The following is a 13,304-nucleotide window of genomic DNA, read 5'->3' on the forward strand; positions in this document are numbered from 1 at the left end:
AATTGATAGAGTTGAATCTTATCTTCATAACTTAATTTCATAGAAAAAGCCCCCCATTCGTTAGATTTCTTGTCTAACGAATGGGGGGCAGTTCAATCCCGCCAGAGGGTTCTTTTTCTTTTTATAAATTAGCACTTTCTAAATACAGGACCTTATCCCCGGCTAACAATTTGTTATCTCCTCGGGGGATAATGTACTTGCCACCACGATTGATGAGAATAACCAACATTTCTTTTTCAAAATCCTTCAGTTTTGTACCAATATGTGCATTGTCTTCTTCAATTTTCACTTCATTGATATGGATGTCACTCCCTTGAGTAAAGGATTTGGCAATACAAACAATCTTATCTCCTTCTCGGATAACGGTTTTCCCATTTGGTAATATGCGCTCTCCGTTACGATTGATGAAAACGACTAACAGGGCACGACTAATATCCATTTCCTCTAATTTCTTGTCTTTCCAAAAATGATCCCCATCCACAACAAAAGTTATAAATTCAATAGGAGTTTCATTAGAATAGTCCGTAAACGATTTGAGGGGATCTTGAAGAAGGTCAATCATATCCAATTTGGTTGATACAAATGGAAGCAAACTCCCTTGAATCAAAATAGACAGAAGAACAATACCAAAAGTAACATGGAAAATATCCAATTGAGTAGTTCCAACAATCTGATTACGTGCCATAATCGCAAAAACAATCGAAGCTGCTCCCCTTAGACCAGCTACAGATATGACCGCCTTTTGCGCCATTTTGGGTTTGAAAAAAGCCATTGCTCCTTCGACCACCAGAGGGCGAGCAATAAATGTTAAAAAGAGAAAAATCAGAAAAGCAATCGGCATATTTTTCACAATCAAGTGAAAATCGGATAAAAATCCTAATGTAAAAAAGAGAGCAATCTGCATGAGATTCGTAAAGGCATCGTAAAAATAGACAAGAGCAACTTTATTCTTCATCTTACTATTTCCAAGAAGGATGCCATACAGATAAACTGCAAGATAGCCGTTCCCATTGATATAGGATGTCGCACTGAAGGTCAAAATACTAATCGCAAAAATCAAAATAATATCAAAGCCCTCAGCTATCTTAATTTTTGTCAAAAACAACTTACAGATTTTAAACGCTAAAAAACCAAACAACAGACCAAAAATAATTTGACTAAAAACACTCACAATCACTTGACTCTGAGACATGTCCTTGTTCAAGAGACCGATCGCTATAATCGTCAAAAGATAGGACGCGGGATCGTTGGATCCGCTTTCTATTTCCAGAAGAGATGATGTTCGATATTTCAGACTTAATCGTCGCGAACGAATAATAGAGAAAACCGACGCCGCATCCGTAGACGATATCACACTTCCCATGAGAAAACTCTCTAGTAACCCAAAATGCAAGATAAAATGACAAAACAAAGTCACACTAGCAGCTGTCAAAACAGCTCCAAAAGTTGATAATACGATGGCTGGCTGAACAACTTTTTTTGCCTCTTCCCAACGCGTTCCAAATCCACCATAAAAAATAATAAAAATCAAACAAATCGAAGCTATCTTCTCCGTCAGCAAATAATTCGCAAAATGGATATTCAAACCACTCGGGTGAGTAAAGAAAATTCCCACTCCTAAGAAAAAAATCAACGTGGGAATCCCCACCTTATTTGAAAACTTATTTAAAAAAATAGACGATAATACAACAAAACTACTCAAGATTAAGACAATATTTAAATCCATACTTCCCCCTTTATTTCTATTTTTATTTCTATTTCTTACTTTTAGTATATAGTAAAATGACTCAAGATGAAAGTTACGGGCTTGGTAAGAAAATGAAACAAGCTCCCCTGGTATCCAAGGAAGCTTTTTAGATTGTATTTAGTCTCTTGAACCAAAGATACGGAGGAGGTTCAAGAACAAGTTAATAAAGTCCAGATAGAGCTGCAAGGCCATTGATACGACCCAACCTTGCCCAACTTGACCGTTTGTTTCTTCAAAAACATAGCGAATACGCTGATTGTCATAAGCAATCAATCCTGCAAAAATCAAGACAGAAACGATTGAAATCATGAAGCTCATGCCTGAACTTCCAAGGAAGATATTGACCAGACTAGCAATAATCACTCCCCACAAAGCTGCGCGTAAGGCTTGCCCCATGGCTGATAAATCTTTTTTGGTCGTTGCCCCAATCACGGCCATAACCACAAACATAAGCGCTGAGGATAAAAAGGCATTAAATACCGCAGTCTGAGTATAAAGCATGAGCACAAAGCTAATGGTTACCCCATTGAGCACCGAATAGCCTAAAAACATAGGTAGTGCTGCTGGACTATTTTTAGCAGCCATAGCTGACGCTGTAAATACAAGACCAATCTCAGCTAGCATCAAAATCATGATGAAGCCTGACCCACCACCAACCAAGAGGTTGATGGTCGCTTGTCTAAAAACGGTCAGGGCCAAAAACGATGTCACAGCTGACAACCCGATACCGGCTGCTACAAAGCCATAAATTTTGGCAAAAAAGCGATTGAGACCGACTGTGTCGACCTGATTAATAACAAATGGATTATCGTTCATTTCTATCTCCCTATTCTTCTTATGGTAATGTCAAATGTCTTGGTTTTCTTCGCTTAAACCGATGCTGCAAGGGCAAGGTCGCTTCACGAACTGCCCAATACTTGTCCACACAGGTCACAATCCAAGACTCTTTGTAACGCGGTGGCGCAATGGTTGCTCCAAACATGTGTTTGACAATAATATCCTCTTCAACTGGATTGATATTCGTCAGCTTCTTTGCATTTCGCAGGGCAATACGCGGATGAACCCAAGCATGACTCTTGGCAAACTTTTGGTCGCGCCAGTCATAGTAAAATAAATCATGGAGGAGACCTCCACGTGCGGCCGACCGAGCATCCCAACCGAATTTTTTAGCTAATCGATAACTGGTATAGGATACATTGATGGAGTGCTCCAATCGATTGGAATAATAGTGATGGGTAATGTCTACTAGCTTCTGCACCTTTGGTGAAGCCAGCAACTGCCCCACATGCTCCATATATTCTGGATCTTTCTTATAAGAAGTCATATGCTGCCTCCTTTGACTCCTATTATACCACAGTTTAACATCATCACCTTAAATAAAGCTAAACAGTAAGATTCCGGCTGCTACAGCAACGTTTAAACTTTCTGCCTGACCAGGCATGGTGATATGAACCAATTGGTCTGCTTTCTGAGTCATTTCATGAGAAATCCCTTGCCCTTCATTTCCCATGACCAAGAGAAATTCATTGGGTACAGTCACCTGTTTGTAGTCTACTGAATCTTTTGAAAGGGTCGTCGCCAAAACAGGTACTTGATTTTCCTTACATAAATCAAGGAGCTGACCTCTTGCTACCCGGTAAATCGGCAAGTGAAAATGACTTCCTTGCATGGAGCGTAGCACTTTTAAGTTATAAATATCAGCAGATTTGTCTGAGATAAAAACCGCATCTAGCCCTGCAGCATCCGCTGTGCGAATCATAGTTCCCACATTTCCTGGGTCTTGCACATCTTCTAAAAAGAGGTACTTCCCAGATAAATTTGCCGGTAAATCCTGCTTAGGAAGTGCAATCTGTGCAACGACTCCTTGAGGAGTCTGACTATCTGCCAATTCGATCAAAATCTCACGAGTGACAAAAACGACCGATCCTAGCCCTGCTACCTTTTCCGCAAATTCTTCTAGTACAAAAATTCGCTCAATGATGGCACCACTTGCAAGGGCCTCATCCAACAAATGCCACCCCTCTATCAAATACGATTCCTTGCGGTATTTTTTTTGATGTAATTTCTTGGTTTGTTTGACCAACTGATTGGCCTTTGACCGTATAACTTCCATAGTTTCCTCTTTTTCTTTGACTATTTCCCATGATATAATAAAGTGAAATACTTGTCAAAAAGAAAGAAGGTCTGGACCATGCACAAGATAAAAATGGTTGCCTCAGGGCGGGTACAAGGCGTGGGTTTTCGTTGGTCTGTCCAATTTTTAGCCTCCGAATTAGGGGACATCTACGGGCGAGTCTGGAACAACGAGGACGGAACTGTCACTATCCTTGCCCAGTCTGAACAATCGGAAAAGCTCAGCCAGTTCATCCAAGAAATCCGCAAAGGACCCTCTCGCATGTCCAAAGTCACCTACCTAGACGTTCAATTGTCTAACTTTCCTGATTACTCTGATTTTAAGGTACAATAATCATCTTTAACTTGTATATTTTTCTCAAAAACAGTAAAATAGAAAGTATCTTGACAAAAAAGGAAAAGAAAAGTGAAACAATCTAAACGTTTATTCTTATCGGGCTTAGCCCTATCCATGTTACTATTTCTATCTGGCTGTGTGCAGCAGAAAAATGGCGTTCCAACTGGTGAAGGTTGGGTCTACAAGTTTTTAGTTGAGCCAATGGGCCACTTAATCAAGTTCTTCGCGGTTAACCAAGGACTTGGTTTTGGACTAGCTATCATTATCGTAACTCTCCTCGTGCGTACCTTGATTTTACCATTAGGAATTTACCAATCTTATAAAGCCAGCTACCAATCTGAAAAAATGCGCTATTTGAAGCCAATTTTGGATCCTATCCAAGAACGCATGCGTAATGCCGCTACTCAGGAAGAACAACTGGCTGCTCAACAAGAATACATGGCCGCTCATAAAGAGCTCGGTGTCAGCATGTTGGGTGGTATGGGATGCTTGCCTATACTCATTCAGATGCCATTCTTTACAGCACTTTTTTACGCAGCGAAATTTACAGATGGTATCGCAGAAGCAAGTTTCTTTGGTATCAACCTTGGAAAATCTAGTCTGATTCTCGTAGCAATTGCCGGTGTCCTCTACCTTTTCCAATCTCTTCTAATGACCGTTGGACTTGATGCGGAGCAAAAGAAGCAAATGCGTTCCATGCTCTTTATTAATCCAATCATGATTGTTATGTTCTCCATCAGCGCTCCTGCAGGCGTAACTCTTTACTGGGTTGTGGGTGGTCTCTTCGGTATCATCCAACAAGTCTTGACAACTTTCATTATCAAACCAAAAATCCGTGCTCAGATTGAGGAAGAATTTGCTCAAAATCCTCCAAAAACTCTAACACCATCAAAAGCAAAAGACGTGACACCAACCGCAAGCTCTGCCATTATCACATCAAAAAAAGACAGACGTAACGCTGGAAAACAACGTTCAAAATAAAGGGAAATGGACTAAGATAGCTTCCTAGTCTCTTTTCAAACCAAAAAGAATCCAGGACGAACACTCCTGGATTCTTTTTTATTGTCATAAAACGAGCTATTACTTCGTTTTTTCAACTTTCAAGATTTTGATATCATAGCTGCCAGCAGGTGTCTGAACAGTTGCCACTTCACCTGTTTTCTTACCAATCAAGGCATGACCAATTGGGCTTTCGTTTGATACTTTATTGGCAAAAGCATCCGCTCCAGCTGCACCGACGATGTGGTAGACTTCTTCATCCGTTTCGCCAACTTCTTGAACCGTTACTGTTTTACCAATCGCCACTTCGTCTTTTGCAACAGCATCGCTATCAACGATTTCTGCGTAGCGGATTTTTGTTTCCAAAGTTGAAATTTGACCTTCTACAAAGGCTTGTTCATCTTTTGCTGCTTCGTACTCACTGTTTTCTGACAAGTCTCCGTATGAACGTGCAATTTTGATGCGTTCTACGATTTCTGGACGACGAACTAATTTTAAGTCTTCCAATTCTTGTTCTAATTTCAATTTTTCTTCCAACGTCATTGGATATGTTTTTTCTGCCATGTTATTTCCTTCTCTCTATTTTGTGAAAACAAAATTATGCGGGAATCCCACATAACCTTGTTCTAATCAATTTTAGTTCCCAATCTGACTGTTCACGTATGTTGCAACATTTTGTTCGTGTTGCTCTAAGGTTTCAGAATAGTAAACTGTACCAGTTTTGACATCCGCTACAAAGTAATAGTTATTTGTTTTGTTTGGATTGAAGGTCGCTTCAATTGCCGCTTGGCTAGGGCTGTCTACTGGACCAGGCATCAAGCCTGTATTTGCATAAATATTATAAGGTGAATCAATACTTGTGTCAACAGCTGCATCTTCTGCTAGGGTTGTCTTTTCACCCAATTTGCCCATCGCATAAAGGATAGCAATGTTAGACTGAAGTGGCATGCCTGCATTGATACGATTATAGAAAACACCTGCAATGGTACGGCGGTCTTCATCTGTCGAACCTTCCTTCTCAACCAATGAAGCCATTGTAAGGAGTGAATTCACATCCAGACCTTTTGCTGTCAATTGGTCATAATAAGGTTGCAAACGCTCGTCCATAGCTACAATCATTTTTTCAACTAATTGCTCCATGGTTGTCGAGTCTGAGTACTCATAGGTTGCTGGGAAGAGGTAGCCTTCTAAGCGATAGATGACTCCGCTATCTGCAGCTGGAAGATTAGCAAATAGTTTTGGATAAGCAGCGACCATTTTATTGATGAAAGCCTCGTCAGCTACTAGTTTCAAGAACTCATCTGAAGAGAATTTAGTCTTGTCGTCTTTTTGTTTTGTGTTGACATTGTCAGTGATTGCTTGTGCAATTTGCTTAATCGTCGAACCTTCTACAATCAAGATTTTACCTGCAATCGGCTCTTGTGGAGCTGCAGTACCGCTTTCTTGTAGAGCTTTTGACAATTCATCAACAGACATAGACTGAGACAAATTATAGTAGCCACTTTGGAAATTATTGTAGCTCTTCAACTTCGCATAGTAATTAAAGATAGTAGCATTCTTGATCAGGTGTTTCTTTTCAAGAATCTTACCGATTTCAAGTGTTGTCGATCCTTCTGGAATCTCTACCTGAAGTGTTTTTGTCGCTTTTGTGTTGATTGGCTCAAGGCTAGATTTTACATAAGTATAGCCTGTTACGCCTGTCACTGCAACTGCAAGTAATACAACCGCGATAACGGTCATAACGATACGAGTTGCTGTTTTTTCTCGTTTTTTCCGGTGATGATTCACTGATGCTCGGCTCCGCGTATGTTTACGAGTGGATTTGTTTTCCTCTTCGGTAACGGTAGGAACGATGGTTTCTTCCAAGGTATTGGTATGTTCTGCTAGAAGCTCCTTGTGCTCTTCCATCGAAAAATGATGAACAACTGTCGCATCTAGGTCTTCTACAGGTGCCAAAGGTGTCTCCTCTGGTTGAGGAACTTCATTCAAGGGTTGCGTCTCCACAAATACCCCATCAAGCATCTGAGTTTCCTTAGCAGGCGCATCTTCGACGACTTCCTCTGTCGAAATCGTTTCGGTAACTTGATCTACTAGTGGAATTTCTTGTGTTACTTCTATTGACGAATCCGCTTCCTCAACAGGTGTAACTTCTACTTGATTGACATCAAAGCGTCGTCTCAAATCATCTACTGAGACACTCGTTTCTTCTGCCGGTTGTTGTGCTAGACGTTCCTGTTTCAATTGTTCCAAATCTCTTAAAATCTGGTCTCGAAACGAGGATTCTTGTGTGTCTTTATTTTCTACATTATCTGCCACACGTATTCTCCTTTCACACAATTACATGATATTATATCTTAATTAAGCCATAAAAGCAAGAAGAACCTTACTCTGATGGGCTTTCCCAGTACATTTCCACCCACTCTTCTCCACCTAATTGCGACGGAGAAAGACCAATTTCAGCAAATCCATTCATTTGGTAGTAGCCAACCAATTCTTCCTTACATGTTAGGCAAATTCCTTTGAAATCAGAAGCCACAGCTACTTCCTTTAAACCAGCTAGGAGCAAAGTTCCCAGCCCCTGTTTTTGATGAGTTGAAGCAATAGAGAGACTCGATATCCCTAGATAGGATAAATCTCCCGCTGGAAGGCTCGTTTGCTCAAAGACAGCATCCGTTAAACTAGCTGTTGCCATCGGTGTTGCTAATAAATGTCCAACCAGACTTCCATCATCTTCGATGACCAGACAGGTCTTGCCTAATTTTTCTGCATAAAATGCGAGAACAGGAGAGGGTATTTGTTCCGTCAGAGGAAAATTCCCTTCCTCTAAGGCTCTGATACCTCCCAAGTCTCCTTCCTGTACAAACCGTATTTCCATTTTTATTCTCCATAGAAAGAACAGACAGCATATCTGCCGCCTGTCGTCTCTCATTGTACGTTATTTGAAAGATTTGATAAAAGTTGTTCAAATGAATACTCATAGGATTGGATATCGCCAGCTCCCATGAACACATAAACTGCATTGTCATGGTTCAAGAGTGGTGATGTATTCTCAACTGTAATCACCGCACCTTTTTTCTTGATTTTAGCTGCCAAATCTTCAACCTTGACTTGCCCCTTATCTGTTTCACGTGCTGATCCATAAATTTGTGCCAAATAGACAGCGTCCGCATCGTTCAAGGCTGCAGCAAACTCGTCCAAGAGGGCAATTGTCCGCGTAAATGTATGCGGTTGGAATACCGCAACAATTTCTTTACTTGGGTATTTTTGACGTGCAGCATCAATCGTTGCCACAATTTCTGTCGGATGGTGAGCAAAGTCATCAATGATGACTGTTCCGTTCACAACTTTTTCAGTGAAACGGCGTTTTACCCCACCAAATGTCTTCATATGCTCTGCAACCAAGTCCAAATCAAAACCTGCTACATAGAGGTTGGCAATCACAGCCGTTGCATTTAAAATATTATGACGACCAAAAGTTGGAATTTGGAAGCTGCCTAATTCTTCTTGACCATGGCGAACTTTGAAAGTTGAACCAGTTGTAGAGGGCTGCAAATCATAGGCTACAAAGTCGTTATCGTCTCCAAAACCATAGTAGTAAATTGGCGCTGGAGCCGTAATCTTACGCAATTCAGCATCTTCTCCGTAAACAAAGAGACCTTTTGTAACTTGCTTAGCATAATCATTAAAGGCGTTGAAGACGTCTTCCAAGCTAGTGAAGTAGTCTGGATGGTCAAAGTCAACGTTTGTAATGATGCTGTATTCTGGGTGATAAGGCATGAAATGGCGTTCGTACTCGTCTGATTCGAAGACAAAATACTTGGCATTGGCTGAACCGCGACCAGTACCGTCACCAATCAAGTAACTTGTATCTGTGATGTTGCGCATAACATGAGCCAACAAGCCAGTCGTTGACGTCTTCCCGTGGGCCCCTGCTACACCAAAACTTGTAAACTGGCGCATGAATTCACCCAAGAACTCATGGTAACGTTTATAAGACAAGCCTTGTGCATCTGCATAAGCAATCTCAACGTTATTATCTGGACGAAAGGCATTTCCGGCAATCAATTCAACATCGGCAGAAATATTGTTTTCATCAAAGGGAAGAATGGCAATCCCTGCCTGCTCCAAACCACGTTGCGTGAAATAATATTTTTCAACATCACTACCTTGAACCTTGTGGCCCATTTGATGTAACATTAGCGCTAAAGCGCTCATTCCAGAGCCCTTGATTCCAATAAAATGATAGGTTTTGGTCATGATTCCATATCCTCTTCCATGTGTGTTAAATTTAATTCCTGAGCTACACGGCGTTCATGTCTCACTTGTCGTTCAGGGTAATCATATACTTGGCTCCGCTTCAAGAAATCATAGGAATTTCGCTGAAGAGGGGATTCTTCTTTTGCACGGTCCTTTTTTTCCAAAGAATAAACCGCTGGCATATCGGCCAAAATGTAAGTGTCTTGACGCAGTTTATCTGCAAGGTGGCTCAAGTGTGTCAACTTGTGTTCTGGCACCAATGGTGCTGTAACTGGTTGACGCAAAGGCTTGTGCAAACTTGCTTTCTCATCCTGCAAATAAGCCGCAGATTTTTTCCGTTTCAAGTCTTCGCGAGCCTGCTCACGGGCCAACTGCCCCTGTGTTTTTTCAGAATAAACAGCTCGAGGAGGTGTCGGTCTTTGCAGACGTTCTCGTCTAGAGTAACCACTCGGCTGACTAGAAAAGAGCGGCGGCAATAAATCTTCCTGCACCACTTCCGTAGCGGCAACTGGATGGCTAAAATCCTTGTCTTGATAAGGCCCCTTGATATTGCTGATAAGATCGGACTCATCGTATAAAGTCATTTGTGGAGCTGGCTCCACCAAAACTTCATCATCTGCAATCAATGGAAACAGTGTCTGTCGTCTCGTCATACATTTTTTCCTTTCAAACTGGTATTATAGCATATTTCCTGCTTTTTCGGGAGTTTCAGCTCAGGAAAGCCCCAAAATCTCACGAATATCATCCACCGTCAAGCTAGCACGGCTTTCATTTCCATCAAGAACCGTCGTCACAAGATTTTTCTTATTTTCTTGCAATTCTTGAATTTTTTCTTCGATGGTGCCACGGGTAATCATACGGTAGAATTCCACCGTTTCTGTTTGCCCCATGCGGTGGGCACGACTAATGGCTTGCTGCTCGGCTGCAGGATTCCACCACAAGTCAATCAAAATAACTGTGTCCGCTCCTGTTAGATTCAGCCCAACACCGCCCGCTTTCAGGGAAATCAAGAATGCATCTCGACTGCCCGTGTTAAAAGCAGTGGTCATTTCTTGGCGAAGATGGGTCGGAGTTGAACCAGTCAATTTATAACTGCTCAAACCTAAATGGTCCAACTCTTTCTCAATGATGTCCAGCATCTGTTTAAATTGAGAAAAAATTAAGACACGGTGATTGCCTTCCTTGAGTTGGATGAGAAGCTCTTTGAGATTTTCCAATTTGCCACTTTCCCCATCAAAATCATCCATAAATAATTTTGGTGTGTCACAAATCTGGCGCAAACGTGTAATGCCAGACAAAATCTCAATTTTCTGGCGATTGATTTCAGCCTCGCTAGCCGAAGCCACACGCGCCTGAATTTGACGCAACTGGGCCAGATAAATGACCTTTTGGTCGTCTGACAGTTCATTGAGAACATTGACCTCTATCAAGTCAGGCAATTCTTCAAGCACATCCTCTTTCTTGCGACGCAGAATAAATGGTCGAATAATCCGAGCCACATCCTCTGCAGCCAACTTACCAAAAGCGAGCTTGGCCGGCAATAGACCTGGCAAGACAATTTGGAAGATGGACCAGATTTCATTGAGATTATTTTCAATTGGAGTCCCAGATAAGGCAAAACAATTGCCCACTTCAAACTCGCGTAATTGCTGAGCTATTTTTGTCTGAGAATTCTTCATCACTTGCGCTTCGTCCAAGAAAAGGTAATCGTAAGACTGGGCTTTGTAAAGGGCGACATCTTGTCGGAAAGAAGCATAGCTGGTCACGACCACTTGGTGGTCTTCCTCAAGCAATCGCTCGCGCTCAGCCTTGTTGCCGTAAATAACAGCCACATCTAGCTGCGGGGCAAACTTATGGCATTCTTCCTGCCAGTTATAGATCAGGCTCGATGGTGCCAAAATCAAAACTCGGGAATCCTTTGTCGTATGGCTCGCGATAAATGCGATAGATTGCAAGGTTTTTCCTAAACCCATATCATCTGCCAATATCCCACCAAATCCGTACTTATCCAAAGTCGACAACCAATGAACACCCAGTTGTTGGTAATCTCGAAGATTGGCTTGAATTGGTAGGGCGGGCAATTCTACTGCTTCTGGATGCGCTAATTCATAAGCCATGGTTCGGAAACTCTCCGTAAAGGAAATATGGTCCTGACCAGAAAAGGCATCCGCTAGCTGATAAGATGCCAGACTAGACAGGGTCATCGATCCTTGTCCACTTGACGTGGCCCGTAAAAAGGTCAAGGTTTGACTGACTCTTTTTAATTCATCATCAAAGACCAACAACCGACCTGTCCGGCTAGTGAAGTAGGCTTGCGCTGACATCAAGGCTTCTAAGGCATCCTCTACCTCATCAGCTTCAATCCCTGCAAAATCAAAGGAAACATCTAAAAGTGAGCCGCTACGGTCCACTTGGATGCTGGTCGCCTCCTCCACCAAGATATCACGCAAGTCATCAGACAAGTCCACCTGACCGAACCGCTTCATAGCTGGCAAGGTTTGTACAAAAAATTGGTACCAATCTTGGCTTGATAAACCTGTTCGTTGCCGTTTAAACTGACCACGAAAGCCTGCATGATCTAAAAAGCGATAAACCCCTTGTAAATGCTGGTAATGATAAGCAAAGGCCAATTCTTGCAATTCCTCTTGACTGCTTACCTGGCAATTGGGAAAGGCGAGAGAAAGTTGCAAGAGAAGCTGATTGTCCTCTCCCTTATCTAAGCGAAATTGCGGTTGAAAATCCTGAATTTCAAATCGTTTGGGTGCAGACACAGTCCCTATTTTTTTGAATTCCAAGAGGCTGAGCGCCAACTTATCTCGGTCTTGAAAATCAACTTGAACCGTCTTATGCCCCTGCTCATCCTTGGACAAGATATCCTTTACCGTTTTCAACAAGGTATCTTGCTGGGCATCCACTTGATAAAGGCAATTCCCAACCAAAAAGTAGCGCCCCGATAAGAGCTCACGTTTGGGCTTCTCTTCAATCTTCAGCTCGATTACCTGCGTGTCCACCTCGACCGAGAAGCGATACAAATTCGCCCTTGCATCAAAATCCACCAACCTCAAGGTGTCATATTTTTCATCATCACAATGAAATTCAAAGCTAGCTAATTGCTGAAGCAAGTCCAAGCCGTCTTCAAAAAAGGCCAGTGGCAAACGAAGATGACGTCCAAAATGCGCGAATACTTCACTTTCAAAAACTGATTTTTCAGGAATGATTCGCCACAAAAAATCCAGTAAGCCTTGACTAGCATCGTCAAAAACAGCATAGGACAACTTTTCGTAATAATTTTTTCCTATCTGGTAGAGGCTTCCTTTTTTGACAATTTTCAAAAAGGCGCCAATATCTCGAATGATATAGGAACGGCTATCCGTCAGGCGGCTGATTTTCAAGGTCCAATCAATATTTTGGTCATACAGCAAGAGCTGTCCCTCTACCGAGAGTTGGTAGCGAACTTCCAGCGTCTCATCTCCAGGCAAGACCTTATCCAGAAAAAGCCCTCCAAAATAGGTCCGTCGCTCGCGCTCTTCTTCCTTGGCTTCATCGCGGGACAGAGTTTCAATTGTTTCTTTGCCGTCCGCATCATTTTTCAAGTAGTATTCTACAGCTGCAAGATGGGGACAGTAGGCACGCTGCGCAAACAAGTCACAGGAACAACTTATTTTTTCCTCATCGAGCGCATAGCAAAAATCCTCTGCATCTACCTTGAAAAAAAGACAAGAGTCGGCACTTTTTTCTACACTCAACTTACCGGCCTCGTACAATTCAATTCCCTCTTGACGGACCCGTCCCGGCATCATTCTAGCCATAGATTCTCCTTTTCTTTATCCC

General features: G+C 42.0%; 12 protein-coding genes. 2 read left to right on the forward strand and 10 right to left on the reverse strand.

Annotated elements, in window-relative coordinates; translation table 11 throughout:
- Positions 1–121: 121 nt before the first annotated feature.
- The 4 genes from ABID27_RS05870 to ABID27_RS05885 all read right to left on the reverse strand — a co-directional run bounded on the left by ABID27_RS05870 (position 122) and on the right by ABID27_RS05885 (position 3,860).
- Positions 122–1,726 carry a potassium/proton antiporter gene (locus ABID27_RS05870; RefSeq protein ID WP_253365342.1) on the reverse strand — a complete coding sequence of 535 codons (1,605 nt, stop codon included), beginning with the start codon at positions 1,724–1,726 and terminating at the stop codon, positions 122–124.
- Positions 1,727–1,864: 138 nt separating this feature from the next.
- Positions 1,865–2,563 (reverse strand): Bax inhibitor-1/YccA family protein, encoded by a 699-nt coding sequence (locus tag ABID27_RS05875; RefSeq protein ID WP_354280928.1) that lies wholly within the window; start codon positions 2,561–2,563, stop codon positions 1,865–1,867.
- A gap of 19 nt (positions 2,564–2,582) precedes the next feature.
- Positions 2,583–3,071 carry an HD domain-containing protein gene (locus ABID27_RS05880; RefSeq protein WP_354280930.1) on the reverse strand — a complete coding sequence of 163 codons (489 nt, stop codon included), beginning with the start codon at positions 3,069–3,071 and terminating at the stop codon, positions 2,583–2,585.
- A gap of 48 nt (positions 3,072–3,119) precedes the next feature.
- Complete coding sequence (locus ABID27_RS05885) at positions 3,120–3,860, reverse strand: TrmH family RNA methyltransferase (protein WP_354280932.1); 741 nt, start codon at positions 3,858–3,860, stop codon at positions 3,120–3,122.
- A gap of 78 nt (positions 3,861–3,938) precedes the next feature.
- Between ABID27_RS05885 and ABID27_RS05890 the strand changes: the two genes are divergently transcribed.
- Positions 3,939–4,214, forward strand: coding sequence for an acylphosphatase (locus ABID27_RS05890; RefSeq protein WP_354280934.1), 276 nt, complete (start codon positions 3,939–3,941; stop codon positions 4,212–4,214).
- Between the two features lie 72 nt (positions 4,215–4,286).
- The gene (yidC, locus tag ABID27_RS05895) at positions 4,287–5,198 is read left to right on the forward strand and encodes a membrane protein insertase YidC (RefSeq protein WP_354280936.1); all 912 of its coding nucleotides are present in this window, start codon (positions 4,287–4,289) and stop codon (positions 5,196–5,198) included.
- Positions 5,199–5,297: 99 nt separating this feature from the next.
- On the opposite strand, the gene greA is transcribed toward yidC, so the two are convergent.
- From greA to ABID27_RS05925, 6 genes are all read right to left on the reverse strand, one after another.
- A complete protein-coding gene (gene greA / locus ABID27_RS05900; protein ID WP_253365331.1) occupies positions 5,298–5,780 on the reverse strand; it encodes a transcription elongation factor GreA in 483 nt (160 codons plus the stop codon).
- A 72-nt stretch (positions 5,781–5,852) separates the two neighbouring features.
- Positions 5,853–7,532 (reverse strand): endolytic transglycosylase MltG, encoded by a 1,680-nt coding sequence (gene mltG, locus ABID27_RS05905; protein WP_354280938.1) that lies wholly within the window; start codon positions 7,530–7,532, stop codon positions 5,853–5,855.
- 67 nt (positions 7,533–7,599) lie between these two features.
- Positions 7,600–8,091 carry a GNAT family N-acetyltransferase gene (locus ABID27_RS05910; protein WP_354280940.1) on the reverse strand — a complete coding sequence of 164 codons (492 nt, stop codon included), beginning with the start codon at positions 8,089–8,091 and terminating at the stop codon, positions 7,600–7,602.
- Positions 8,092–8,141: 50 nt separating this feature from the next.
- Positions 8,142–9,473, reverse strand: a complete 1,332-nt coding sequence (gene murC / locus ABID27_RS05915) for a UDP-N-acetylmuramate--L-alanine ligase (RefSeq protein ID WP_253365328.1) — start codon at positions 9,471–9,473, stop codon at positions 8,142–8,144.
- Positions 9,470–10,126, reverse strand: a complete 657-nt coding sequence (gene zapJ / locus ABID27_RS05920; protein ID WP_354280942.1) for a divisome accessory protein ZapJ — start codon at positions 10,124–10,126, stop codon at positions 9,470–9,472. Before zapJ ends, murC begins: the two co-directional genes overlap by 4 nt.
- Before the next feature lie 60 nt (positions 10,127–10,186).
- Positions 10,187–13,282, reverse strand: a complete 3,096-nt coding sequence (locus tag ABID27_RS05925) for a pilus expression-regulating Snf2 family helicase (protein WP_354280944.1) — start codon at positions 13,280–13,282, stop codon at positions 10,187–10,189.
- Positions 13,283–13,304 lie beyond the last annotated feature (22 nt).

It is taken from the genome of Streptococcus gallinaceus (assembly GCF_040545695.1).
Taxonomy (GTDB): Bacteria; Bacillota; Bacilli; order Lactobacillales; family Streptococcaceae; genus Streptococcus; species Streptococcus gallinaceus.